General features: G+C 51.8%; 25 protein-coding genes. 23 read left to right on the top strand and 2 right to left on the bottom strand.

The genetic code is table 11. The features are described 5' to 3' along the window. Positions 1–32: 32 nt before the first annotated feature. The 10 genes from LOY28_RS29095 to LOY28_RS29050 all read left to right on the top strand — a co-directional run bounded on the left by LOY28_RS29095 (position 33) and on the right by LOY28_RS29050 (position 10,779). On the top strand, positions 33–2,702 hold the full coding sequence (locus LOY28_RS29095) for a hypothetical protein (RefSeq protein ID WP_258612861.1): 2,670 nt from the start codon (positions 33–35) through the stop codon (positions 2,700–2,702). Beyond that, positions 2,699–3,652: a hypothetical protein gene (locus LOY28_RS29090; protein ID WP_258612860.1), complete on the top strand. Its 954-nt coding sequence runs from the start codon at positions 2,699–2,701 to the stop codon at positions 3,650–3,652. The genes LOY28_RS29095 and LOY28_RS29090 overlap by 4 nt, the downstream gene beginning before the upstream one ends. A gap of 90 nt (positions 3,653–3,742) precedes the next feature. Further along, positions 3,743–4,246, top strand: a complete 504-nt coding sequence (locus LOY28_RS29085) for a hypothetical protein (protein ID WP_258612859.1) — start codon at positions 3,743–3,745, stop codon at positions 4,244–4,246. 94 nt (positions 4,247–4,340) lie between these two features. Further along, a complete protein-coding gene (locus LOY28_RS29080) occupies positions 4,341–4,526 on the top strand; it encodes a hypothetical protein (protein ID WP_258612858.1) in 186 nt (61 codons plus the stop codon). 383 nt (positions 4,527–4,909) lie between these two features. Next, entirely contained in the window at positions 4,910–5,839 is a 930-nt protein-coding gene (locus LOY28_RS29075; protein ID WP_258612857.1) for a tol-pal system YbgF family protein, read from the top strand. Positions 5,840–6,067: 228 nt separating this feature from the next. Next, on the top strand, positions 6,068–6,568 hold the full coding sequence (locus LOY28_RS29070) for a hypothetical protein (RefSeq protein ID WP_258612856.1): 501 nt from the start codon (positions 6,068–6,070) through the stop codon (positions 6,566–6,568). 113 nt (positions 6,569–6,681) lie between these two features. Beyond that, complete coding sequence (locus tag LOY28_RS29065; protein WP_258612855.1) at positions 6,682–8,088, top strand: M48 family metallopeptidase; 1,407 nt, start codon at positions 6,682–6,684, stop codon at positions 8,086–8,088. Between the two features lie 102 nt (positions 8,089–8,190). Further along, a complete protein-coding gene (locus LOY28_RS29060; RefSeq protein ID WP_258612854.1) occupies positions 8,191–8,802 on the top strand; it encodes a hypothetical protein in 612 nt (203 codons plus the stop codon). Positions 8,803–8,884: 82 nt separating this feature from the next. Next, positions 8,885–9,373, top strand: coding sequence for a hypothetical protein (locus LOY28_RS29055; protein ID WP_258612853.1), 489 nt, complete (start codon positions 8,885–8,887; stop codon positions 9,371–9,373). Between the two features lie 44 nt (positions 9,374–9,417). Continuing rightward, a complete protein-coding gene (locus LOY28_RS29050; RefSeq protein WP_258612852.1) occupies positions 9,418–10,779 on the top strand; it encodes a lysozyme inhibitor LprI family protein in 1,362 nt (453 codons plus the stop codon). 60 nt (positions 10,780–10,839) lie between these two features. Here the strand turns inward: LOY28_RS29050 and LOY28_RS29045 are convergent, their stop codons facing one another. Then, positions 10,840–11,220, bottom strand: coding sequence for a DUF6124 family protein (locus tag LOY28_RS29045; RefSeq protein ID WP_258612851.1), 381 nt, complete (start codon positions 11,218–11,220; stop codon positions 10,840–10,842). A 390-nt stretch (positions 11,221–11,610) separates the two neighbouring features. Here LOY28_RS29045 and LOY28_RS29040 point away from each other — a divergent pair, with 390 nt between their 5' ends. The 12 genes from LOY28_RS29040 to LOY28_RS28985 all read left to right on the top strand — a co-directional run bounded on the left by LOY28_RS29040 (position 11,611) and on the right by LOY28_RS28985 (position 22,772). Then, on the top strand, positions 11,611–12,891 hold the full coding sequence (locus LOY28_RS29040) for a hypothetical protein (RefSeq protein WP_258614523.1): 1,281 nt from the start codon (positions 11,611–11,613) through the stop codon (positions 12,889–12,891). Positions 12,892–13,000: 109 nt separating this feature from the next. Then, positions 13,001–13,471, top strand: coding sequence for a cell division protein (locus LOY28_RS29035; protein ID WP_258612850.1), 471 nt, complete (start codon positions 13,001–13,003; stop codon positions 13,469–13,471). Between the two features lie 8 nt (positions 13,472–13,479). Then, on the top strand, positions 13,480–14,922 hold the full coding sequence (locus LOY28_RS29030) for a TIGR01777 family oxidoreductase (RefSeq protein WP_258612849.1): 1,443 nt from the start codon (positions 13,480–13,482) through the stop codon (positions 14,920–14,922). Positions 14,923–14,931: 9 nt separating this feature from the next. Further along, positions 14,932–17,382, top strand: a complete 2,451-nt coding sequence (locus LOY28_RS29025) for an alpha/beta fold hydrolase (protein ID WP_258612848.1) — start codon at positions 14,932–14,934, stop codon at positions 17,380–17,382. A gap of 53 nt (positions 17,383–17,435) precedes the next feature. Next, entirely contained in the window at positions 17,436–18,179 is a 744-nt protein-coding gene (locus tag LOY28_RS29020) for a hypothetical protein (protein ID WP_258612847.1), read from the top strand. A gap of 76 nt (positions 18,180–18,255) precedes the next feature. Continuing rightward, the gene (locus LOY28_RS29015; protein WP_258614522.1) at positions 18,256–18,705 is read left to right on the top strand and encodes a hypothetical protein; all 450 of its coding nucleotides are present in this window, start codon (positions 18,256–18,258) and stop codon (positions 18,703–18,705) included. Positions 18,706–18,715: 10 nt separating this feature from the next. Continuing rightward, entirely contained in the window at positions 18,716–19,093 is a 378-nt protein-coding gene (locus LOY28_RS29010; protein ID WP_258612846.1) for a hypothetical protein, read from the top strand. A gap of 19 nt (positions 19,094–19,112) precedes the next feature. Continuing rightward, complete coding sequence (locus LOY28_RS29005) at positions 19,113–19,661, top strand: hypothetical protein (RefSeq protein ID WP_258612845.1); 549 nt, start codon at positions 19,113–19,115, stop codon at positions 19,659–19,661. Continuing rightward, positions 19,648–20,493: a type IV pilus biogenesis/stability protein PilW gene (locus LOY28_RS29000; RefSeq protein WP_258612844.1), complete on the top strand. Its 846-nt coding sequence runs from the start codon at positions 19,648–19,650 to the stop codon at positions 20,491–20,493. The genes LOY28_RS29005 and LOY28_RS29000 overlap by 14 nt, the downstream gene beginning before the upstream one ends. 2 nt (positions 20,494–20,495) lie before the next feature. Then, positions 20,496–21,251: a lysozyme inhibitor LprI family protein gene (locus LOY28_RS28995; RefSeq protein ID WP_258614517.1), complete on the top strand. Its 756-nt coding sequence runs from the start codon at positions 20,496–20,498 to the stop codon at positions 21,249–21,251. 44 nt (positions 21,252–21,295) lie between these two features. Next, a complete protein-coding gene (locus LOY28_RS28990; protein ID WP_408981027.1) occupies positions 21,296–22,294 on the top strand; it encodes a hypothetical protein in 999 nt (332 codons plus the stop codon). Between the two features lie 55 nt (positions 22,295–22,349). Further along, complete coding sequence (locus LOY28_RS28985; RefSeq protein WP_309475734.1) at positions 22,350–22,772, top strand: hypothetical protein; 423 nt, start codon at positions 22,350–22,352, stop codon at positions 22,770–22,772. Between the two features lie 55 nt (positions 22,773–22,827). Here LOY28_RS28985 and LOY28_RS28980 read toward each other — a convergent pair whose 3' ends face one another. Next, entirely contained in the window at positions 22,828–23,208 is a 381-nt protein-coding gene (locus LOY28_RS28980; protein ID WP_258612842.1) for a DUF6124 family protein, read from the bottom strand. Positions 23,209–23,797: 589 nt separating this feature from the next. On the opposite strand from LOY28_RS28980, the gene LOY28_RS28975 reads away from it, so the two are divergent. Beyond that, positions 23,798–24,181, top strand: coding sequence for a helicase (locus LOY28_RS28975; protein ID WP_258612841.1), 384 nt, complete (start codon positions 23,798–23,800; stop codon positions 24,179–24,181). Positions 24,182–24,185 lie beyond the last annotated feature (4 nt).

Genomic DNA, 24,185 nt, shown 5'->3' with positions numbered 1-24,185 from the left:
GCCACCAAGGATCAGAATTCAGGTAATTGGTAATGACAGAGACAACAAACAAAATTCAAAAATGGTCGTATCCCCTGAAAGTAGGGACAGCCGAAGCGACCGATCCGCAGCAGTTCTACAAAGCGTTAGCCAAAGCTAAAGATGGTTACTACCCATTGGGGGCAAATGGCCTTTGGCATGGTGGTGTTCACTTCGATGAAGCTTCGGGGTTGGTGAAGGATTTGACGGAGGTCAGATGCATCGCTGATGGAGAGGTCGTCGCATACCGAATTGACGAGAAATATCCGACTTCTGATTTTGGCTCGGCGCACTCGGTTTATTCGACGGGGTTTGTGCTGGTGAAGCATCGACTTGAACTTCCGTCACCTTCTACGCCAGCTCCTGCTACCGGTGCGGCTGCTGCAACTGGGCCGAGCCTGACTTTCTTCAGTCTCTATATGCACCTACTTGATTGGGAAACCTATAAAACGAATCCTACGCTTAAACCACCGGGTTTCTGGGGGAAAGGCCTTTATCAAGTAAAGGAAAATCTTCGAACCAAATCATTGGGGCTTAGGGTTCGTGAAGGAAATTCGTCTCAAACACCCATTTTGGCCGTACTACCCCGTGGTACTAAGATTCTCACCAAACCGGCACCGTCTAACCAAAACTGGCTTGAAGTAGTAAGCGTCACTCCTGAGTTCCCAAGCTTGGCTGTCAACACTGGATGGGTATTTAAGGGGCAAATGAAACATCTGGGGGGTGAGAGCTATCTGGTAGGAGAGGAAGCAAAAGACGCTCCTCCAGACCAAAAGAGCGGCGCTAACGTTCGCGATGCTACTAGCAGTGGGCAACCGATCGCGTTTTTACCGGCGGGTACGCAGATTAGGATTAGCGACGAACAAGCCGCAAGACAATATCGCAAGCTGGTAGAGATCGTAAGCGGTCAGCCTATTCCAGTTCTAAAGGCTGGTGGCGACGGTAAATTGCCTGGATTTGTTTGGCTTGAAGATTTGGAGGCCAAGAACGAGCCCCATGCCCCTATTGGGCAGGTAGTTCCACTGGCTCAGGCCTTCAAAATTAGGGCCGGTGAGGTGTTGGGGCATGTTGGAAAATACCAGACCCATGCAGATGCCGCCCCGAAGAATTTATTACATCTCGAAGTTTTCAGCTGTGAGGACGTGAAATCTTTTACTAGTAAAAGTAAAGAAAAGGCTGTCGGCCTACCCGCTGCTGAAAAGACATTAGTCAAGATACCAGTAGACACGTGGTTAGTTACTCATGCTCCACACATGAATGCCGCGACCCCTCCTAAAGCAGCAGATCCAGGTAATAAAGTGGGGTATGACTTCTATATTCCTGTTGGATTGCTTGAAGCATTGCCAGCGGAGAAGAAAATCAAAGAATCTGTTGTGATGGGTACATCGACCTCCACCACCTATTGGTGGCGCCTAGATGGGTTATTAGGTGACAAAGACGGTAATGGAATTGATGGATGGTTTGCAGAACCCGACACAGTGCTCTCGCGGCACTCTCCTTTTGAATGGAATGGGTTCAAATTTATTGACGAAACCACGAGCAATGTCGACCACCTAGCAGCTTTTCTGCATGCCCAAGATAGGCTCGATGAACAAGAGCGTGAATCGTATCTTCCGAATGTAGAGGTCGCCCTCGCTGGTTCTGTTAGCGAGACGCTGTACAAGATTCTCGACAGGAATGGGGATAAAAAGCTGGCGCCGTCTGAAATTGCGGAGGCGTTGGGCAAACCGTGGTTCTCTCAACCCATATCGCAGATGGTGACGCGTTATGAGAATGAATGGGACTACAAAAAAGAAAACTGGGATGCCCTGGATGAAATTATTGGCCACAGCGATTCTGACCCTCATAAAGCTTGGGTAGAAGAAAAGGTACGAATTGAACGGTTAAGTTGGTGGGCGAAGTTGGTTGGGCAGCATGGAATAACTGCTACTACTAGCGTACAGCATATTCACCCTGTTGGCTTGATATCAAATTGTATGAAGTATTCTTGCGGGTGCTTAAATATAGAGAAGTTCGTTGAAGAGTACAAAAAAGAACATCGGCATGTATTTGGCTGGTTCGAAGACGACAACGTGACTCATGTTTCACTGGCTTATTCTCTGAATCAAGAGTCAGAGGAAAATCTGAAAAAGCTATTGGCGATGATGATGAAGTTGCGGGGTGAGTACTTTGATGAGTGCAATGATGTTTACTTGGCCTATATGTTAGCCACAATTCGTGTGGAGGCATACGATTTTAATCGCGTTGTTTTCTTCGCCCCTATTGCTGAAAAAATCAGTGAAGAAAAAGCTGAAATAGATTACGGTTCTGGCCCCACAGGGCGTAGGGCCGCTATGGCGAGGGACTATCATAATACTGAAATTGGTGATGGCTACAAGTATCGGGGTCGTGGGCTTAGTCAGATAACCTGGAAAGCTAACTATGAAAAGTTTTCTGCAGCCTTGGGGATAGATTTCACAAATAATCCAGATTTGGCTTTAGAGTTAGAATATGCAACTAGAATTATGATTGGCGGAATGAAGGGCGGGGTATTCAAAGCAGGAGAGACACTTGCTGCGCATTTATCTCCTGGAAATAAAAATTATGTTACGGCTCGTCGAATCATTAATGGGACTGACAAGAAAAACGTAATTGCATTTTATGCCCAAAAATTTGAAAATCTTTTAGAGAGAATTAAAAATTGAAGATTTTAGTTTTGATTTTAGCCATTCTGGTTCCCGCCTTAAGTTACGCGAAGCCATTTTTTCCCAGTCATGATTCGTGCGCCGGTAAAGAAAAATCACAAGCTTGCAAAGTTGTACTCAATGAAGACGGTTTTTTAGTTGATGCTGTTACAGGTGAAAAGCTATCAGAAATCTCTGAGGATACGGGGATGATGAGCGCTAACTGGCTTTATATATATGGTGATAAATATGTTCTGGAACATTTGGACTTTTCATCCTCTAAGTCCCGTAGCTGGGTAGTATTCTCCTACAGTAAGCAGCAAGTTGTGGTCGATAGGATCTACAGTTTTTCTCAGGTCATTTCAGCGGCATCGGTAGCTGCTTGGTATGGATATGAATGCCGAGCCGGCGAAGGAAGTCTAATCAATGCAAAGGATCAAGCATTTAGTGAGTCGGCAGTAAGCGCATTTTGTGGAAAAGCTGCCAGAAATAGTCTGAAGCTAAGAAAAGAAACGCCTGATTCGTCCATGGGTGTAGATATCGCTATAAATATCCCTGTTTATAGCGCAGGGGAAACAGCCGATTCAGCTACGTATTTGTTTTTCGACACGGATAAGCCCGATTTTTTTCAGATGGCTTGTTATTCGAACTGCAAGCTGAAGTCTGATGGCACGGCCATCACGTATGTCGGAAGAGTTTCCAAAAGTACCTGGTTTCTCGGCGACATAAAAAATACTTCATGTGCTAGTGAAGGGAGTTATAAATATAAGAGCTCCTCCGAGAAAATTGTTTTTGATGGATGTGTCGAAGCAGGAAGCATGAAATTGACTGAGTACGCAGCTGGTGGAAAAAGCCCGCGGGCTCAGTTTGTTGGTAAGGCAGATGGTGATGGCTATAAAGGCGAGTGGATATCAAAATCTGGTGATAATAAAAAATATAGCTTCTTCATGTTTCCTTTAACAGTTTATTGAATTGCAGATGAAAGGGGGTGGGGCAAGCTTTAACAGTTATGTGGAGGTTTGGCCTGTCTCGCAGCAAATTCGAAAAGAGCGAATTTATATATGAAGTACTTTTTTGTTCTTGCTTTGTTTGCTACTGCTGCTCGCGCTGCCCCTGTAGATGTCTGTTATCCCACGGAAGGGCCTAAGCATTTTTTATCGCAGTGGACCGAAGACTCACGCACAATCGATTTGCTTTCACGGATTGAGGATGAGAAATTTTCAATTGAGGAAGGGAAAATCGTCTATAACGAAGACTTCAATGGTGATGGAGTGAAGGACTTTATTTTTCTTTCATATTCTAGCGCGGGTTCCAGTGGTGATTTTACTTACGGATTTTTTGTCCAGTGCCAAGGCTTTCTGAGGAATGTGGGAGGTGATTACTTTGCAGATGTAAAAGTTCTAGATAGCCATCCAGAGAATACTCCATATAAAGATATTCAGATCCATTCTTATAATAGAGATAAACAAGATCAAATTATGCACAGAGATGGAATGCCGCTGACTACTCCCCATCTTTGGCGCTTCAATTCAGAAACGAAGCTGTATGAAGGTGAGTCAAGATAAGTGGAGGTTGAAAGTGAAAAGTTGACGGATTTATTTATGATGATGCGGTCGCCAATAAATAAATCCGTCCCCTTTTCCTTCATAGGAAACTGTTATGAATATTAAAATTCTGCTCGTTTGTTTGTTTTTTTCTCGTTTCGCTTTAGCTGAAGAGCTGGACTGTCAAAATATAACCGTAAGTGCGCAAGTTGATGAATGTGTTAAATATGCCAAAGAGTCATCTGACCTAAAGCTGAATTTGGCCTATAAAAAACTTATTGCTAGGGTTAAGTCACAATAAAAGTGAAATGGGGACAGACCACGTTTCAATAATGATCTGAAAAACGTGGTCTGTCCCCGTTTTTTTCTTAAAACATTAGAAATACAAGGGTGCGCCAAGCTTAATAGGTTTGGCATCTATGAGTTGGCTGACAGCAAAGCATATAAAAATGCGAAGTTTTCATTTGCTTGGGGGCTATGGAGCGATCCAGGAGGAGGTACTAGTGGGAAAGCTGCAGACCGAAATCAAGCGATAATAGGGTATAAGCGTTTTATTGAGCTATATAATTCAGACTCGTCTGTGAGTGGCAATACTACGCGGAAATACTACGCATCAAGCCGCACCGCTTCTGTCGCGAAACAGCACGCTGAAGCTCGAATAGTTGCTCTTGGAGGGTCGCTTTGATGAAGGTTTTGTTTGTTTTTATTCTTTTTTCCGTGTTTGGCGCCGTGCAGGCAGCCACCCAGTGTGAAGTCGATCTGAATGTCGATGGGATATGTGATCAATATTCTGTGTTTTCTTCCAATGAAGACGAGACTTTTTCAAATATTACGATCGGCATTGGTGGTAGTGATAAAAAAATAAAAGGTAGTTTTGAGCTCGGCGATGGTGGGCTTTCTAGTGGGTATATGCCAGGTGATTTTTCACTGCTGATTGACTATTACCCTCGCAATACCCTAATGACGAAATACGATTTCAGATGGGATCTGAATCTTAATGATTTTGTGCTATACAAAATATCGGGTTGGGAGGAGCCGGATCGGGATGAAAAATATTCTATTGGCGGCGAGAGTGTGCCAAGCGAGGATAGATTTCCTCGTGTATTTGATGTTCGTCGCATTGAGTGTTGCGTAAAGTTTTCTCAGTTTGTTGGCAATGGGCCGGTTGTCAAAAATATGAGTGAAGATAATAAGGTTGCAGAAATTAAGAAAGACTTCAAGTATGTAATGAAGAAGTTGCCCGAAGGGGAGAAAGGGGTGCTGTTTTTTCGGCCCGGTACAGGTGGGGAGAGAATAAGTATTCCGAAAGATTTGGTATATGAAATGACATTAATCGTTGAAGATGGCAATGTTGGAACGATCAATGATTATGCTTATTATCTATACCGTAATAAAGAGACCGCTTTGGCAGCAATGCTTTTGAAGAAAATTCACCAAAAGTACCCTGAAAGAGTGGTTGCTACACTGAATCTGGCAGATGCTTATTGGGATTTAGGTATGAAGGACGATGCTTGTCCGCTTTACAAGAATTATGTCAATAAGATGAATGCGCTTGGTAAATCTTCACGTATACCTGCATCGGTAAAAAATAAGGATTATTGCATATCGCGCTAAAGATCGAAATTAGCATGCTGCCGAATAAAAGGGGACAGATTTGGGTGAAAATGGGGACAGACCACGTTTCAATAATGATCTGAAAAACGTGGTCTGTCCTCGTTTGCCTTTTTGTTTGGCAGCACTAGCTGTGAGCAAATATCTGAGGCGAAAAGGAGGCTGATTTATTTATGAGGTACGTTTAGCTTTCGATAAATAAATCAGTCCCTTGGTATATTAGGAGATGATATGTTCCAATCGAATAGCCTTAAGGTTTTGTTTGCAATTGGGGTATTTGGGGTTTTTATCTCGTCAGCATTTGCAGAGGAAGAAGAGGTTACGCTTTGCGAGTCACAGGAAGATATTTATTTCAGTTGTCCGCTCCCTGGTGGGGAAATTGTATCGGTATGTGCTTTTGGTAATAATAAGCCCAGTTCTGGATATGTGCAGTATAGATATGGTGTGCCTGAAAAATTAGAGCTTACATATCCCCAGAGTAAAGTGCCTCCGAAAGGACGGTTTTATGTAGTAAACGCCTCTGAAGGTAGCGCAAACTTGAATATAATCAAGTTTTATAATGGGAGGTATACATATCTTGTTGCGCAAGCGTTTAGAAGCTATTTGACCGTTTTAAAAGATGGGGCGCTTACTTTTAGAAAATCTTGTGAGGCGGGCGGTTACGCATTTATCAATAGGAACGCCTTAAAAGGTATCGAGGCGCTTCCGAAAAGTGCCGAAGATTTTAAGTGAAAAGGAAGTGAGAAACGGTGAAATAGGGACAGACCACGATTCAATAATGATCTGAAAAACGTGGTCTGGCCCCGTTTTCCGCTTTGAGTCTTCAAAATGATTTGGGGCAATAAATGGTAAGTGTAAAGTCGATCGCGTTAGCGGTCTCTCTGGTTTTAGCCGCTGGACATGTTTGGGCGGATGCTGGAAAGCTTAACTGCGATCCAGATACCAATGTTTGTACTGTTGCTTCTGTTGATAATTATTGTGGTTTAGGTGAAGTGGCCAGAACCAGATGGGACATGCGTTCTGACCAGTATGTGCTCAGTTGCGAATGTAACTGTACATCGCAAGAAAATACGTTTTGGCTTGTGAACAAGCCCGATAATTTTTCGGTCGCCCTGATTGAGGCAAGTAAAGTATTGGGTTCTGCAGAGTTTGAAAAGAATAAGGTGGGAGTATCAGATGTTTTTGGCTTGGTACCTTATTGCTCAATGTCGCCGAATTCGCAAGGGGCGCTAGTGAAATTGCGTAAAATGCCAAGTCCCGATGGCGCCTCTCAACCTTATTGTTACACGGTTGATGATTCAAAGCTGCCAAAGTCCTGCGACACAACCGACTGTGAAACAAAGAAAGAACTCGTTCAAAGGGTTGATTTAAGTGTGAAAGCCGAGGCGTTGAGCAAGTTTAAAAAAGCTACGGCTCGACTATACCTTGATGAAAAGCATTTTCGCGACTTCCCTAAGCGCTTATTTGTTGAGCGTTATATAGGTCAGAATAGTTACTCTAAGTCTGAGCAGCAGTCTTACAATGATATTGCCTACTATTGGCAACAAGCTGGATTTAATGATGATGCTATCTGGTTACTTGAAAAGGTGATATCTAACAGTCCTGAACGTGCAGTTGCCTATCTCAATCTGGCTGACGCTTATTGGGGGCGGGACGAAAAGCGCATTGCGTCAGGACATTACAAAAAATATTCGGAATTAATGGTGTTGTCGGGCAAGCAGCAAAAAATTCCGGAGCGCGCTAGAGAGCGAAGCAAGGGTTTAGAACTAGTGCCCGATAATGCCGAGCCTTCCAGTTTGAACGTAGAACCCTCATTGCCCGTTGCCATGATCGCCGCCATTGAGGAGGAAAATCATATGTCGGCGAAGGAGCTTCGCCTGATGCCAAATGGCTCGGTGAGTTGGAAGGGGAGTGTTATTGGGGCCGCGACGTTTGAGGACTCGATAGGCAATTGTTCGATTTTTACCTATCAGGTGGGTCTTCTAAATGAAGTATTTGTGGGCGTCCCCTGCAAGTTCAAAGGCCCACCGACGCTGAAGAACGACAGGAAAAATGCGCTGCCGGATGTCGTGTACGAGTTGGAGGTTTTCTTGGCCAACCGTGGCGCGATGGTGAACCACACTGTGGCGTTTTATTTCGATGCTGCGAAAAACGCTTTTTGCGCAAGCGATTTGCTTGCTGAGTGGTATCAGTCAGGGGATAGGAACAGGAAGCCAGATATCCAGGATGGAATGTGTGCAGCAGGATCGTGATACAACAGGTTTGATCGGAAACAAATGAAATGGGACAGACCACGATTCAATAATGATCTGAAAACGTCGTCTGTCTCCGTTTTCTCGTAAGAGATCGTTATAATGAAAGTGTTGTTCATGTTGCTTGGCGGCTTGTCTTTTATTACGCTTTCGTCGGTGGCTCAGTCCGAGTCTCTGGATGTGTGTGGAGTTGTAATTCCAGAGATTCCTGGTTTTAAATTGAACGTGAGAGCTGAGAATGGGGTGTGCTATGGGGACTTGGTTTCGAACGTTAATTTAAATCCAGATATACTGACTGAGGAGAACGTTTTCATTGTGGAGCCGGTTGAGTTTGAGAAGAGTTTGAGTGCGTCGGGGCGTTTTGATAGTCATGGTAAGTATATATACAGCTATGCCGTTGACGATGCATTACATCAAGAGTCTGAGGCGGGCTCGGTAGATTTTGTTCATTCCTCGGCATCGGGTTCTGCTGCCGTCCGAGTAACAATGTCTCCTTTTATGCTTTGGAACTCTGATGGAGACATCGCTGCTGCCAAGAACAAATTTTCGTTAGACAAAACAGGCCTGTGGTTCGACTGTTTCTATGGGTTGAAGGGTGTGAAAGATGCCACGGTTAAATTTTCTGCATGTGTACCTAGGTCTAACCTGAGAAGTGATCCTAAGTTATCTGATATAAAGGCGTCATTTGAGGCCATTACGCCTAGCAAAAATTAGTTATTTACAACGATGAGAGGCAAAAAGGACGATGCGTAAATTTTGTTTTGTATTGTTGGTATTTATGTTCTGTAGGGTCGCCGTGGCTCAGGATGATAGCCTCTATCTGCGGGGGGTGGTAATAAATGGTCCCTATAAAACAACTGTCGTCGAAAATGCGGAATTGTCGGTTTTGGAAACGGGAGATACAGAGTATCCCGTGTCTTTAGTCCTCGACGTGAAAAACAGCGATGGAGTATCGGCTAGACAGTTAGTTGATAAATATGATGTTGCCGGTTCGCCACCTAAGGTCGAATCGATATTTTTTTATCCGGTTCAGGATGTAAAGAATGTCTTTGTTTTGGTTTCTTGGGAAATTAACAGTAGAGGTATTGGTACCTACGGTACGCTGTATCAAGTTTATGCCTATGCGCGACATAGCAATGGTAGGTTGATCCCCAATCAGTTGATTCAGGCTAATAGGTACTTAAGCGGGATTGACGGCTTTAGTGACGGTGTGCCACAGACGTTTGCTTATAAGGACGCCGCCTCAATAAAGGCTTACGTGAAAAAACACCTGAATACGCCATAACCCCTCTTAAGGGGGTGTTGAAAAAAACAGCAAGGATGATTTGGATGAATCGATTTATTAGGCTCCTCATTGGAGCAGCACTTAGTGGCCTGCTAGGTTTGCCCACTGCGTTTGCGCAGGATGATTGCAACGAGATCACCGTAAGCGAGCAAATTGACAGGTGTTCTGAGGTCGCGAAGGACGCTGCCGATTCGCAGTTGAATAGCAGTTACCACCAACTGATGGCTCGACTCGAGGCGCAGTACCGAGCCGAACCCGAGACTGGGGCGGCGTATACGGCGAAGGTCAAAGAAGCGCAGCGTGTGTGGATAAAATTGCGCGATGCGAATTGTCCGCTCGAAGCGTTTGAGATTAAGCCAGGCACGTCCGCCTATGTAGCGACGGTGAACAATTGCATCGCAAGAATGAGCCGTGAGCGTACAGTCTTTCTGGACAATATCGCGCCCGAGATCATGAGTGGTTCAGCTGTTGGGCGAGGATCAGACGTCTCGTGTCCATCCCAGAGCTTTGCTCAGTTTCTGCCGGCGTTCTCCGCCAGTGCTGAGTCCCAGAAGCGCCTAACCGCACTGGCGGTAAAAATATTGGTATTGAAGCACACCTCGGACCCTGGTCAATTTGAACCGCAAATTACTGCGGAGACTGGCTCCAGTTTGATGTTTCCGTTGATGGCTGCGATGGAAGGCAAGACTGAAGGGGTTGAGATCGAAACAGTCGATGACGCTCACATGAACGTTGTGGATAAACGGGCCGGCAACAGCAATATCAAGATTTTTAACTTTGCTAAAAAGTCGTGTTGGTCGCTGGTGGGGATTGAGGATTGGTCGATCAGCGAGAAGGAGCTTGTCGCACCCGATAGACCCGGAATGAGCCGCGCGGAGAACCTTTGTTATCAACGTGCTGAGGGCTTGGGTGGGTTGGGGTTTCTTGAACGATACCGTCTGACTGGGGAGTTGATTGAAGCGTCACTGGAAAACTATGTCTGTGCTGCAGAGTCGGGTGATCCACAGGCGAGTCTGTCGGCGGCAAGCTTAAGTCTTTCGCAGATGGCACCTCAGCTGGAAACCAGCAAGGTTGAGGCTTTGTTCAAAGCGGCATCGACGACAGCGAGCGGCGCGCTGGGTTATGCCACTTATTTTTGTAACGGTAATTCCACCGACTATAACGGCCCTTGCCTCCACCCCGAGCAGGCAGAAAGGGAAGTTATTCGCGCGGTTTCCATGGGATCCACAGAGGCGATGAACTACCTGGGGTCTTCTTTTGAGAGTGGTGAATTGGGAACAAAGGATATGTCCCGGGCGTTGGCCTGTTATCAGATGTCAGCTGATAAAGGTAGCCCGGGGGGTAGCGACGGCGTGAAGCGTTTGGTTTCGCAAGGCTCAGACATAAAGGCCAGTCACTGCCTGTAAATTTCGCGGTGCAGGTATAACGCTGAGGAAGGGGACGTTAAGTCCCCTTCATATTTTTCGCTACGCCTTCGCCCGATGCTCCGCCGGATTCGGCAAATCAATATGATCCAGCGCTCGCTCCACCAACAACTGCGCCCCATCCGCAATTCTGCTGAGTGCCAGGGCGACTGAGCGGCGGGTGCCTTCGATGTCGTCGGCCAGGTCGGCGGCGATGGCACTGATGGATTTCAGGTCTTCTGAGGCGTTGGCCAGGAGGGCTTCGGTGTCGATGTCGGGGGAGACGGTGAAGAGCTTGCCTTTGCGCTTGGGTTTTTCGTTGGGGGGTGGGGCGAAATGATGGTCGAGGGCGCGTTCAGCGGCTTCGTGGAGTTTTCTGGAATCGAAGGATTCGTAGGGGGATGTGGCTTCGTTTTCAGGAGGATTTGGTGTTGGCTTGAACATAGATGTAATCCCGTAATTAAGGAGCCGACACCGTTTCGCGTGCACTTCGAAAGAGGTGGCAGCTGTGCATAGGTGTGCAAGACCGGCGGGATTACCCGGCAGACCCGAAGGTCTCCCATACACAGCCGCCATAACGGTTCGCGAGCATAGAAAAATGCTCGATGAATTACCATAACCATTGTGTATCCCGCCGGACTTGCACGTCCGTGTCACCGATTTTGCGGTGACGAACAGAGGTTATCGATGAGCGCGAGCGCTGGATAGTTCATGAACAGCCCGGCGTGTTGAAGGAAATGTCCGATGGTGTCGACGTCTACGTAGGCGGATGATTGAGCGTTTTTAAACACGACACCTGAGCCGTTTAAACCGTAGGTTTTTTGAGTGATCAACATGGATTGTATTTTTAAAAAAGGATACGGCTTCACGGCGGCGCTGATGGGCGCCGTTGTTCTGAGCCTGTTCCTTGGCGGCACGGATGCGTTCGCTGAAGATCAACCTTGCCCGTTCGACGTGCCTCAAACAGAACTGAAGGTTGCAAGCTGCGTTCAGGAAGGGGGCGTGAACGTACTCAAGCTTGTACCCCGTAACCAGCCGGACTACGCCAACAACTTCGATAGTCTCCCCACTGTCATTGTCACTGGGAAAAATCTGCAGGACATTTTGGCGGTTGTCGGAATCGACAATACACGGCGCTACAACAAGCTGATCGAACTGCCTGATGCTGAATCAATCATGGAGTTTTCGGACGCTACGGCGACAGCCAAAGCGTCGATGCAGCAGCAAGGCTGGAAGCTGCTGGACATGAAAAACGTCATTTATCCTGGGCCGGGCGGTGTTGAAGGGTTCGGATTAATCTGCAACACACTTCAAGCAGAAACAGCACAGGGCTTTGTCGTTGTTTCTCAGTGCAATACTTTTTATGAAAGCGAGAGATCAAGCCTGAAAAAGATCCTTTCCAGGATCACCTGCGAACCCCCAAAAAGTGAAGCATTCCCAGCGCTCAACACAGACTCGGGCTCTATCGTTTTCAACCACGCCAAACTGCCCGAAGACGAATCCCAAGACGCCGATGACGTCGCCATCAACGTCGATTATGTAAATTGTGCCGATGGTACAAATAAGAACATAGGCGGCCTGCCATTTTTGGCGGCCACTGGACGAGTGCAAGCGGCTTTCTTTGCGCAGGCTGAACCCGAAGCCGAGCCGATGCTATTCGTCATTCATGCGGTCGGAATCAGAGCTGATACGGGCGTTAATTATTTGGGCGAGTATTACACCACTCATGCGTATTCCCGTACGGCGGTGGGTTATGTGAGAGATGAGCGGCTGTCGAATTATTTTGGTAATGGCGGCGATATTGCGCGCGATTCCGAGTCGTCGGAGTTGATCTACACGTTCCCTTATAAAACCGCTGAGGGGATCGTCGCCAAACTCAATTCTGCCGCCTATAAACGCTGGGCAGCGGGGGACAAGGTGACGCTCACGATTAACAAAAAGACCTCGATTCACAGTTTGCCCGTTTTGGCGGACATGACGAAAATGTATTTGATCAAGGGCGACTCGGTGTTGCAGGAAGGGGTTGAGGCCGGGTGGCTGCAAATCATGTTTAAAACCCCCAAAGGAAAGGAAATTCGGGGCTGGGTTCAATGCAACGATGCCGATGGTTGTTAGTCGACTTTCTATTAGAAATTTTAGAGGCGAGACGGGCCCCGTGATTAATCACTGAATCTCCCGATTTCCTTTAGACTTGCGCCCCTCAAGGAAGACCTCAGGACACGGAATGCCAGTCCCCTCAAATACCCTTCGCCAAGCCCTGGTCGTTTGGCTATACGCCGCCGCACTGGCGCATCTGCTCGTCAGCATCCTGCTGACCTGGGCCGGCCATTCCGGTTTGCTCGACGGGTATCTGCAAACTATCGAAAAAGCCTTCTGGTTGGCCGACACCGTACCCACCGCCGCCCGCGCGCAACAAGTCTGGTGGCTCGCCCTATTCGGCGCCACGCTGCAAAGCTATTCCCTCTACATGCTCGCCCTCGTGCACTTCGGCCATCGTCTTAAAACCCCTATGGCATGGGGCTGGTTGATTGCCGGCATCGTGCTCTGGGCGCCGCAGGACATGTTGATTTCCCTCCAGGCGCAGGTCTGGTCGCATCTGTGGTTCGACAGCTTCGCGCTGCTCACTTTACTGCCTCCGCTGATCTGGCTGTATCGCCACGACCGCCGCACCTCCACCTCAACACACACCGAGTGATGCCAACCATGCCTGACTTTTCTCTCCTGGATTGGGCGATTGCTCTGTTGATTGCCCAGGCCTGCCTGGGTGCGCTCGATACCCTGTACCACCACGAACTGACGGTGGCGTTGCCGTATCGCCACAGTGCCCGGCTGGAGTTGTCGATCCACGCGATGCGCTCGTGTTTCTACGGGATTCTGTTTCTGGGCATGGCGCATCTGGCATTCCACGGCACGTGGGCGATTGTGATTGCGCTGCTGTTCGCGCTGGAGATCGGCCTGACGCTCTGGGACTTCGTGGTCGAGGACCGCAGCCGCAAGCTGCCGGCCATCGAGCGCATCATGCATACCGTGCTGGCGGTGAACGGCGGGGCTTTCTTTGCTCTGTACGGGGGGCAATTGGCGCAGTGGGCGAGTTTGCCTACCGGCCTGAGCGCTATCGATTTCGGCTGGCGTGGCTGGTTGCTGACGCTGTTCGCTATCGGCGTTACGGCCTCGGGTATTCGAGATGGATTGGCGGCGCTGCGCATGCAGCGCGAAGGTAAGCCGTCTAACCCGTTCGCTGGCGGAGCTTACAAACGGGTACTGGTGACCGGTGGCACCGGGTTTATCGGTGAAGCCTTGGTCAATCAATTGCTCGACGCCGGCCACACCGTCAGCGTGCTGGCTCGCGATCCTTTGAAAGCCGCGTACCTGTTCGACGGCCGCGCCCGTTGCCTGCGCTCGCTGAGCAAACTCGGTTACAACGAAACCTTCGACGTGGTGATCAACCTGGCGGGGGCACCGGTTGCTGGTCCGCGTTGGAGCGCCAAGCGTCAGGCGCAACTGATCGCCAGTCGCGTCAATACCACCGAAGCGCTGATGACTTGGCTGAAAAATGCCACGCATAAACCGGCGTTGTGGGTTCAGGCCTCGGCCATTGGTTTCTACGGCGTGCGCGATGCCAGCGAACGTCTCGATGAAACATCGACCAGGGGCGATGGCTTCATGGCCGAACTCTGCGCGCAATGGGAAACGGCCGCGCAACCGGCCACTGAGTTCGGTGTGCGTCAGGTGGTGATGCGCCTCGGCGTGGTGTTCGGGCCGGGCGGTGCGTTGTTGCCGTTGCTGATTCCGTTTCGCCTGGGCTTTGGCGGACGCATGGGCGATGGTCAGCAGATCATGAGCTGGGTGCATCGCGACGATGTGATTCAAGTGATCGCACGCGCGTTCGATGATGAGAGTTTGAGCGGCGCTTACAACTTGGTGGCGCCGGATACGGTCAGTCAGGCAGCGTTTGCCGAGCAGGTCGGCAAGGTCTTGAAGCGTCCGGTGTGGTTTCACATTCCGGCGGCACCGGTGCGCGCACTGGCGGGGGAAATGGCTCAACTGTTTTTCGACGGCCAGCGTGTGGTGCCCGAGCGTTTGAGCGAGGCGGGCTACACGTTCCGCTATCCAACCCTCGACGCCGCCCTGCGCGATCTGGCCTGAGGATTGTTCATGAGCAAGCCCCTGATGTACCTGCTGGCCGGCAACGGTAGCGCCGCCGATTGGTGGGATGATGCGCTGCCGCACTTTCAGCGCTATCAGGTGGTGCCGCTGGAGTTGCCGGGCTTTGGCAACAATCCACAGGCACCCTGCGAAGACCTCGCGGCGTATGCTCAAGCGTTGCTCGCGATGACGGTGCAGGGCTGCGCGATCATGGCGGTCGGGGTGAATGCGTTGCTGGTGTTGCATGCGCTGCAACGTCAGCCGGGGCACTTTTGCCGCAGTGTGTTGCTCGCGCCAGTCGGGGCGTTCTTGTGGCAACGACGGCTGCCAGCGTTGATGTCGCCGCTGCCGATTCGCAAGACCATTCACTGGTTGCTGGCGAACAAACCAGCGCTTTTTAAACACAAGTTCTCCAATCAGACTTGGACACCCGCGCAATACCAGCGCATGGGCGCCGGGTATGCCCGCTGCCGCGCGTTTGTGCCGCATTGGGATCTGGTGCGAGCAGACACCGCGTTGCCGCTGCTGGAGTGGATCACTGATCCGGTCGAGCTGGTCTGGGGCGATCAGGACAATGTGCTGGGCATCGCTCAGGCCGCAGCATGGTCAGCCATTCTTGCCCGCGCTGATCTGACTATCAGCCTGAAACCCGGTTGGGGTCATTACCCGTGGATCGACTCGCCGGCCGAATTCGCTGCGTGGCTGGAGTCGGGCGAGCGTGGGTTCGTCGCGCATACCAAGGGCGGGCGCTTGCGTCTGGCCGAGTTGGCCAGGCAAGCGGTGCCGCCGGCGCTGTCACTCAATGATTGTCACGATGAACGTCTGCCGGCGTTTCTCGCGAGCCAACCGGACGCCACGTGGGCGGTGCGCTCCTCCAGTTATGGCGAGGATCAAGCCGATGCGGCGAATGCGGGTTTGAGTACCACGTTCCTGCGGGAACCGACGCCCAACGTGCCCGCGCGCATTGCCGAGCTGAGCGCGGCAGGTGTGGAAGAAGTGGTGGTGCAACGCTTCATCACACCGCAGTTGTCCGGGATCGCTTTTGTGCGACATCTGTCGGTGGAACTGGAATGGGTCGAAGGTCATCTTGAGTCGTTGGCCGATGGTCAGGTGAGCCCCGAACGCGCAATCATTTCCCGCCTCGGCGACTCTTGGGGCAGCGACACTTTCAAACCTTCCCACGGCCTGACAGCGGACCTGTTGTGGCGTTTTCTGCAAGACGTGTTGCGAGTCTTCCATTACGTGCCTGGCGACGTCGAATGGGCCTGGGATGGCCAGCAACTATGGTTGCTGCAATACCGGCCGATCAGCGATTACGGCTGGCGTCGGCACCTGACTGCCGCCAACATCGCCGAGATCCTGCCGCCCCAACCCAGCACTTTGGTGGAGTACGCCCAACGGCGTGCAGCGGCGAGTATTCCAGCGAGCATGGCGCGTTGGGATTCGCGGGTGTTGCAGGACAACGAACCGTTCACGGCGGTGTTTGGCGGCGCCTCGTACATCAACAACGATTTGTTTCTCGCACGACTCGCAGACTGGGGCATCTCTGCCAGCAGCTACGCCGGCGAAGTCGGTGGCGCGACTCCGTATCTGCCTTGGCGACCGCTACGGATGTTACATTCGCTACCGTTATTCCTGCGTATGCAGCGCGTTGCTCGCGGGCATTTGCTGAGCCTTGAGCGTGGCTTGCGGCGCTTCGACGGTGAACTGTCCGAGCTCACCACCCAAGGCGCCGACGGCCGGCAACTGGCCGACTGGTTCACCCGATTTTATGTGTTCGTGGTGCAAGGCAATCTGTGCATCGCCACCTCACTGGCCAGCAGCGGCGGCGACCTGTTGGGACGGCCACCGACGGCTTATGACGACCTTGAACACAGCCCACATCGTCTGCCGTGGGAAACCGATCCCGCCACACCGCGCCCGGCACCAACCGACCTGCCGTTGCAGGCCTTCCCGCAGTGGCCGGGGTTTATCCGCTTAGCCCATTCAACTGGCCTGCCGGGCCTGCGCGGCTACTACCTGCAAGTGCGTGAGTGGTATCGCGACAATCTCATGCGGATCTTCTTCCGCCTCCATCACGCCATGCCGCTGGCAGATCGCGAGCATTGGTTTGCGCCGCATCCCGACGTTCGTACCCGCGACGGCAGCTTCTGGCAGGACGGTCGCGAAGGCACGGAGCAGGCGACCGGGTTCATGATTTATCCGGGGCAGGTGCAAGGCGTGCTCGGCGCCGACATCCTGCTCGAAGACACCCTCGACCCCGGTCGCCACGCGCACTATCAAGCAGCGCGGGCGGTGATTGCGCGAATGGGCGGGCGGTTGTCCCATGGCTCGACGCTGCTGCGCGAGCTGCGTAAACCTTCGGCGGTGATGCCGCAGGTTGATCCGGGGTGGGTCGGGTGTGAGGTGGTGTACCGCGATGGTGAGTTGAAGTTGATCATTCCAGCGAACAAAGGATGAACCGACTGCTGTTGAGCAGTCGTCGATAACGTTATGCACAGGGATGTCGGTTGATGGGCTTAATCAAGTCTTCATGGCTGCGGGGTTCGCTACTTGGCTGGGTTGCGCTGACGCATACAGCTCTCGCCGCCGATGCCGTGGTGGTCGGCGGTGAGTCAGGCCAGTCGGCGGTTGCACACGGTCCGACCGAGGCTGTTGTCGAGCTGGATACGTGTCGGTTCTCCATGCCGTTGTTGCAAGACCAATGGCTGACGTTCGATCGCTTTTATCTGGTGTTTGTCGCGGGTAAACAACTGCCCGCTCGGGCCAGCGCGCCTAGCTTATGGCAGGCGGAAACATCGAGCGGTTATGACTGGCATTTCGAGAAGTCCGACAACCTGAGTCAGCCGTGGTTTGGCGTGATGTGTGAAAACGCTGACAGCTTCTCCCGGCTCACGGCCCGGAAGCCCCCGGAAGAGGACTCCATCGCGCTGCAAGTCCTACGTGATGACAACGACCGCAGATGCCCGGCGACCCTGACCGATCACGGTTGGGAGCCCACGTCGCTGGCGGGCCCCAAGAAAAGCTACACCTTCGAGGCACTGGGTGGGGAGAAGTCATCTGGGTTCATCTTCGGTTTCCATGACAAATCACGACGTCACATCACTCGCGTCGCTTTCTGCTTGCTCAGGGGCGAAAGCGTACTGATCGGCTCAGCAGAGTCAGGCTCATCCACTCCTTTGGCTATCAGCGCCGAAGGGTTTGAACAAATCAAAACAGCGGTGCGCAGTATTGTTTTTGAGAAAGCAGCCCAATGATGTACCCCATATACGGAGTTACAGCGTGAAAGGATGTTCAGTTCTACTCGGAGGCCTCTTGGCCATTGCCACGTCCATGGCTTTCGCCGCCGACCCGGACTTCAAGGACTACACCGTCACCCCAGTGTTCACCGGCGCCAACCATGAACCGGTACCGCAAGAAAACGGCAACGCGATGATGGATCAAGCACGAGCGCGGGCTCTGAAAGGCAAGGTCAATTTCGCCGGTCATTACATCCTGTACAGGCTCGGTTGTGGCGGCAGCGCCATTTGCGGCGAAGTGCTGGATGCGCGTACGGGGGACGTTGTCGTCGGGTTGCCGAACGCATACGACGGCAGCACTTTCGATATGGCCTACCAGTCCGATAGCCGCTTGATCTTCATTTCCGGCCTCGCGCTCGATGGCGAAGAGGACGCGCAAGGCAATCGGTTGGAAAGTCGTTACCGGGATCGTTACTACGAGTTTGTGAACAATGAGTTCCGGCTGCTGACGATCACTGACGTGGAATCACCGCCGCTTGATTAAGGATGATTGGATGAGCCGCTTTTCCATTCGGCCCACGCTGAATGCTCTTTTACTGTTGCCCCTTGCCTACGCCATCCCGGCAACCGCCGAAGCAGGAAGTTGCTACGGCTACCTCACCGAGATGGTCAGGAGCAGCAACTTCCCGTTCCGCTATGTCGGCAAGGACAAGGTCAACCTGCTGATTGACGATGACGACGGAGAAACCGTGCGGGCCAAGTTGCTCTATGACACGAACGGCACCGGGACCATTGGCTGGGTCAAATACATCCCGGCCACCCGAGTGTTGCTCAATACCTCGGCTGAACTGGAAGAACCGGTGGAACTGTCATTCGATGCCAAGTTCGCTGACGCCTATGCAAAGTGCCTCGAAAAAAAACAGCCCAGTTAACGGTGAAAGGGAATTTTCCATGAATCAGCGTCTTCTCGCGGGCAGCCTTTCGCTGCTGCTCTCGTTTCCAGCCTTCGCCGCGCCTTCGGATGCCTACACCCAACGCGATGTCATGCAGTGTGGCGGCGTTGAAGTGGTGTTGGTGTCGTCCTGTCGATCCGTGACGGTGCAGGACACTGAAACCCACGTAATCCCGGTCTGCTCCGACCAGACAATCAATATCGGCGGCAAAGTGCTTCGGCGCAACATCGACAAGGTTTCACAGCTCACGTCCGACGGTGCGAAGACGAAGATGTTGAGTAACGTGGTAGTGGCGATGGATTGTGTGAAAGGAACCACGGGCAGCCTGGTTTCAATCGGCGGTTATGGCGGGTGCGGATCCTGCCCGGAGTGGCGCGGGTATTACTCCACGGCCGGCCGGTTAGAGCATTACAGCTACAGCAATAGCTATCGGTCGTTTGGTTCGAAAGGCTCCTGGGAAGGGCTGATCAAGGCTTATGGCGTCACGAAGAGACAACTGCAATCGGAAAGCCCTGCAGTGAAAAGGATTGTTTATGGCCAGCCTTAAGTGGGTGTTGATATTCGGCTGCCTGTTTGCCGCCAGAGCCTTTGCCCAAGACCTGCCAATAGTCGGTGTCGGCGGGCACACAGTGACGTTTCGGGCGACAGAATGGACGATGCCCGGTGTGGAGTCGGCGACCGCTTGGTTCACCGAAAACGGCAAAACTTTCCCGCTCTTCGGTCCCGATATTGGCGCCGATGCACACCCCGATTTGCTCAGTCCTGACAAGAAAACCTTGGTGCTCGACCCGGTGAGCTTCGGCATGTTGTCGGTCGAGAGTGGTGAAGAAAAACTGGTGTCGCAACAGCATTGCGATGTGATCTCGATGGAGACCGGTTGCGTGCTGGCTGAGCGTTCTGCCAGCTTTTGTGTCGGTAAATGGGTGGGCAATCAGTGGGTTTCCAACGACGGTGAAGTGTTCAATCCCGTCCTGGAGACGACCCCCCCAAAGGACTTGTTGAGGCATGCCGTGGACATCGAGCCGGCGCAGTCCCGCGCGGAATCCATCGAATGGAGCCTGAGCTTTCTGAGTCCGGAGTCCTACATGGCGTGTCATCCCCCGGCGCGTAATGTTCAGGCGTTCAATGACTTGGGTTTCTACTTGGCCGAGGGTGGTAACGATGCGCTTGCACTGAAATTTTATCGAGGCGTTGAGGCGGTCGGTAAACGCACAGTGTTGATGTTGAACATCGCCGATTCACTGTGGCGCCTTGGTCGCAAAGACGAAGCGCAGCGCTATTACAGCCAATACCGCGACGCGATGAGCGCCGACGGCAAGGCGCAGAAAATTCCGCAACGTGTAGTTGAGCGATCTGTAATTCAGGGAATGAAAAATTGAATATGTTTGTGCGCTGTGTCGCGTTGTCCTTTGGATGCCTGTTTGCCTCCATCGCGATGGCCAAGGACGAATGCAAAGAGACCACCGTGAGCTGGCAGATCGATCTGTGCGTGGAAGCGGCACGCAAAGAAGCCGACGCACAGCTCAATGCTAGTTACAAGAAACTGCTAGCGCGGTTCGAGTCTCAGCAGCGGCGCGACTCTGAACAGGGCAAGGCGTTGATGGCGATGGCCAGAGAGGCCCAGCGCGCGTGGATCAAGCTGCGCGACACCACGTGCCCGCTCGAGGCCACGGAAAGCGAGCCCGGTGTGGCGCTGCATGTTACGACTATCAACAACTGCATGGCCAGAATGAGCCTGGAGCGTGCGGCTTATCTGGACACTATCGTCGCTGATGAGCCGGGTAATGTGGTTGATCTCAACAAGGTGTTCCTGTCCGGCTCCCAGCGCTTCGGCGATGTCGTGGCGCGTTATGTCAGCACCTTTGGCAGCCCTTGTTTGACGGTTCAGATTCTGGCGCCTGACGGCGGTTGGAGAGTGCTTTCCTCCAAGCGGTTCTGCAGTTTTGACGGCAAATCGTTTTGGGATGGCTATGCCAGTGCGTTGTTTGAGGATCATGCATTTGCTGCCGATGGTTTACACCTGACGCTCAGCTTGTTCGAGCTTCGTGGGGACGGAGAGAAGCGTCTCGCCTGCGTGATTCCGATTCAGAATGAGCAAATCAAAGAACTGAAGTGCGGCGCACCTGAGGCAGCGTGAAACCATCAGCGTAAACATTTGAAGATTGATCAATAGGGAAGTGGGTGGCATTGGCCAGGCTCTTAAGTTTTATTGCTGCGCTCGGATGCATGGTCGGTTTGTCGGCTCAACCGGCATCGGCAAGTGACCTACAAACCATAGGCGAGCTGCATCCGCCGGTGGTTGCTTCGTTGGGTGATCAGAAGATCACGGTGTTCTTTTTGAAGAACAACCTTAAAGGTCAGGTTGGGGGCGTGCATGTGCCGGATGCTGAAATTTTCTACGCACCCATGAATGCGGTGAAGCCTTCGCTGAATTATGTGTGGAAGGTCGAAGGCGAACAAATTGCCTCGGTGTTCTTCTTCGAGCGCAAATTCCCTGAGCGAGCGGGGAAGTCCATGTTTGTTCTGACAAAACACAAAGTCTCGCACAGCCATTTCGAAGGTGATTCCTATTCGGTGCTGGAACTGCCGCTCTTCAAGGACGGCGATCACTTGTCCTTGCAGTTTTTTCGCGGTGACCCGCCAGACCCTGAGTTGCAGAACTGCCGCGACGGTCTAAATCTGGAAGATGACGTAGAAGTCGAGTGTGCTTACAAGGATGCGGCGAGCATTAAGAAGCGCTTGGAAGACTTGGATGCAAAGATGATTGCGGATTCAAAACTGGGTCAGGGCAACCGTCAGAAGACACTACAAGCCGATGGTGGCGCGGCCAGTGATTCTTGCCCCTCGACCGACTTTTTAACGTTCCTCTCCGCTTTCTCCGAACGCGCAGACGTGCAGAAAGCCTTCGTCCAGCAACCGCTGAAAATGGTCACGACTGTGGCGGGAGATCCCGAGCCTGAGATGGAAAAGCGCAGCGTCAGCGGCGATCAGATCAAGTTTCCAATCATCCCGGATCGCGTGAAACGAGAGGCCGATGGTCTTACGTTGACCGTCAAGGAAGAACGGGGCAACAACGCCACGGCGATCCTGCAGAAGCCGGATACCGATTATGTCTTCGAGTATCAGTTTGTTCGTGGGCAATGTTGGCGGCTTGCAGAAGTCTCGGATTTTTCACTTTAGGCATGCGGTAAGCTCGCACGTCATCGTTTTCAAAAAAATGAGATCAGAGGGATCTGTGAAGAAGTTATTTTTAATGCTGTTGTTGGTATTGCCGCTGACGGCCCGTAGTGAGATCACAACACAGGTCTCGTGTTTCCGTTCGCTGGAAGGTAAAAACATCAATTTCGAATTCAGAACCTATTACGACTCGGTCACCCAATGGAGCGGCGCGGGGGTTAGGTATAGCAAGTCAAAGAAGGCCATTCCTCTCGTCTATCGGAACACTGTGGAAGAAGTCATGACGGAGGACGGGCCTTATCAGTTCACGACGACTTGGGTGGAGGTTTCTGACGGTGTGGTGACGGGGGAGTATGAAAGGGCGACTCAGGGGGCTCGGGTAAACTCGATGTACTACACGAATTACAAATCCGGTAAGAAATATTCGTTCGATCAGGATATCAGCATGGAGGCGTCATCAGAGACAGGCTGTCAGTGGTGAGTCGAGATCATCGAGAAAGGGGACTCAACGTCCCCTTTCTCTTTCCGCGATTTCGCTACGCCTTCACCCGATGCTCCGCCGGATTCGGCGAATCGATATGATCCAGCGCTCGCTCCACCAACAACCGAACCCCATCTGCCAATCTGCTTAGCGCCAAGGCTAAGGAGCGCCGTTCTCCATCAACATCGTCGGCCAGGCTGGCGGCGATGGCGCTGATGGACAGCAGGTCTTCTGAGGCGTTGGCCAGGAGGGCTTCGGTGTCGATGTCGGGGGAGACGGTGAAGAGTTTGCCTTTGCGCTTGGGTTTTTCTTTGGGGGGTGGGGCGAAATGGTGGTCGAGGGCGCGTTCGGCGGCTTCGTGGAGTTTTCTGGAATCTAAGGATTCGTAGGGGGATGTAGCTGGGTTTTCTGGGGGATTCGGTGTTGGCTTGAACATAAAGTGTTACTCCAAAATTTAAGGAGCTGACACCGTTTCGCGTGCACTTCGAAAGAGGTGGCAGCTGTGCATAGGTGTGCAAGACCGGTGGAGTCACCCGGCAGACCCGAAGGTCTCCCATACACAGCAGCCATAACGATTCGCGAGCATAGGAAAACGCTCGATGAATTGCCATAACCGAATGTGTACTCCATCGGACTTGCACGTCCGAATCACCGATTTTTGCGGTGACGGATAGAGGTTATCGGTGAACGCCAAAGTCGCCTAGTTCACGGACAGCCCGGCGTTTTGAAGGAAATGTCCGAGAGGTTTGAGGGCATCAAGATCAAAAGATCGAAGCCTTCGGCAACTCCTACAGAAATGTGTTTCTTCAGGTGTAGGGCGGGTGTGGGAGGTGACACGCGGCGTCACGGGATGCATTCCCACGCGGGAGCGTGTGAACGATCAAGGTTGAGGCGGGAAAGCGTGACTTGGCGGTCATCATGCGGGAAAAGCAGCTCATCTTCTTCTAACGCAACACGATGGTGGCGTTCTGGCTTGGAGCGGCTACACTGCGCCGGCCGTTCATTTTTCTTTTGAGGCTGTGCGCATGAAATTTCGTTTTCTTCTGTGGATGATGGGTTTGTTGATGGGTAAGGCCAGTCGGACTAATCCTGCGTTTCAGCAGCAGTTGGGTGACAAGGCGTTGGTGTTTCAGCTACAGACCCTGGACGGGAAGGTAGCGCGGCATTTCGTGGTGAAGGATCAGCGCATTACCAGCAAGTCCGGCGTGTATGCCGAACCTGCGTTTGCGATTGCCTTTAAAGACGCGGCGTATGGCTTTGCCACGATGCAGGCGAAGAACAAGCAGTTGGCGTTTATGACGGGGATTCAGGACAAGTCGATTCAGATCAAGGGCAACCCGGCGCTGGTGATCTGGTTTCAGGGGTTGACCAAGTATTTGAAGCCTAGGAAGGCGAAGGCTAAGGCCTGAGAAC

The organism is Pseudomonas sp. B21-017, assembly GCF_024749245.1.
Classification (GTDB): Bacteria; Pseudomonadota; Gammaproteobacteria; order Pseudomonadales; family Pseudomonadaceae; genus Aquipseudomonas.
Note: the sequence above shows the minus strand (reverse complement) of the source record. Positions and strands in the feature narration are given on the sequence as shown.